Source organism: Acetatifactor sp. (assembly GCF_982438285.1).
Genome location: NZ_CEWDFQ010000470.1, coordinates 1 through 1,876, shown reverse-complemented (window position 1 = coordinate 1,876; position 1,876 = coordinate 1). Strand labels below are relative to the sequence as shown.

Annotated in this window: 2 protein-coding genes; both read left to right on the top strand. The window is 49.2% G+C overall.

Annotated features, from left to right (window positions below; genetic code table 11):
* Window positions 1-1,119 (top strand): 4-alpha-glucanotransferase (gene malQ, locus AC1WIP_RS15355; RefSeq protein ID WP_481142645.1); only part of this gene is annotated, 1,119 nt, incomplete at its 5' end.
* Window positions 1,120-1,181: 62 nt separating this feature from the next.
* A partial coding sequence (locus AC1WIP_RS15350; RefSeq protein ID WP_481142646.1) for a LacI family DNA-binding transcriptional regulator occupies window positions 1,182-1,876 on the top strand: 695 nt, incomplete at its 3' end.

Genomic DNA, 1,876 nt, shown 5'->3' with positions numbered 1-1,876 from the left:
GTGGAGGAGAACCGCTACTGGCTGGAGGATTATGCGCTGTTTATGGCCCTGAAGGATTCCTTTGGCGGTATCAGCTGGATTTTGTGGGAGGACGACATCAAGCTGAGAAAGCCCATGGCCATGGAGCAGTACCGGGAAAAGCTTGGGGATGAGGTGTGCTTTTACCAATTTGTGCAGTACTTGTTTTTCACACAATGGGAAAGGCTGAAAAGCTATGCAAACAAGAAGGGCATTGGCATTATTGGGGATATTCCTATCTATGTGGCGCTGGACAGCTCAGACGCCTGGGCCAATCCCAGGCTTTTCCAGTTTGATGAAAACTGCGAGCCTACAGCGGTAGCAGGATGTCCCCCTGACGCATTTTCAGAAACAGGACAGCTTTGGGGAAATCCCCTTTACCGGTGGGAATATCATAAGGAAACGGGATATGAGTGGTGGATGAAACGCATGGAGAGCTGCTATCTTCGGTATGATGTGGTGAGAATTGATCATTTCCGGGGCTTTGACGCTTATTATTCCATTCCCTATGGCGAGCCTACGGCTGAAAACGGCGTTTGGGAAAAGGGCCCGGGCTATGACTTTTTTGAGGCCATGAAAAAGAAGCTGGGAGAAAAGGAAGTAATTGCGGAGGATCTTGGCTTTTTGACCCCTTCTGTGATAGAATTGGTGGAGAGAACCGGTTATCCCGGCATGAAGGTACTGCAGTTTGCTTTTGATTCAAGAGAGGAAAGCGATTATCTTCCCCACAATTACACCAGAAACTGCGTGGTGTACACGGGAACCCATGACAATGACACCATCCTGGGCTGGTACAGGTCGCTGCCGGGGGAGGATCGAAGGCTGTGCGATGATTATCTGAATCTGTATCACTGTTTAGAGGAAGAGGAGCCTGACAAGAGCGCAGCCTGGGAGCTGATACGCGCAGCCCTTGCCAGTGTTGCGTCTCTGGCGGTGATTCCCATGCAGGATTATTTGGGGCTGGATTCCAGGGCCCGTATCAATACACCGTCCACCATAGGGGATAACTGGAAATGGAGGATGAAGGACGGCGAGTTTACAAAAGAGCTGGCAGAAAAAATCAAGGAAATGACAAGGCTGTATGGCCGTCTTGGGGCCTGAAGCTGGTTAAATCCAAAGTGAAAGGGGCTGGGCTGCCAGGGATTTAGAAAGGTTTGAGCATTATGGAGGAAATTACCATAAAGGACATCGCCCGCATCTGCGGAGTGGGTGTCAGCACGGTATCCCGCGCCATCAATAATCACCCCGATATCAATCCGGAGACGAAACAGAAGGTTTTAAACGCTATCAGGGAATATAACTATGTTCCCAACAACAGCGCAAGAAACCTGAAGCGTCAGGACGCAAGGGCCGTTGCGGTGCTGGTAAAGGGAATCGGCAATTCCTTTTTCAGCGAGATGATCAAGATTATGGAGGCCCAGATCAAAAAGAAAAAATATTCTATGGTGCTCCAGCATGTAGATTTTAATGAGGACGAGGTGGATGTGGCCCTTGAGCTGGTAAAGGAGAAAAGGCTTCGGGGAATTATTTTTCTGGGCGGCTATTTTCATCACAGTGAGGAAAAGCTTGCCAAGCTTAACGTACCATTCGTGCTCAGCACCATCGGCGTGCTTCCCAGGGAGTATAACAGACATTGCTATTCCTCTGTGACGGTAAATGATGAAAAGGAAAGCTATAAAATGGTGGATTATCTTATCCGAAGCGGTCATAGAAATATCGCCATTCTCTGTGCCAAGACCACGGACGCATCCATTGGACGGCTCCGCCTCCAGGGCTATAAAAAAGCCTTAAGGGATAACGGAATTCCGGTGAGGGAGGAACTGATCCTGTCCATGAAGCCTGAGATTGAGGATTACTC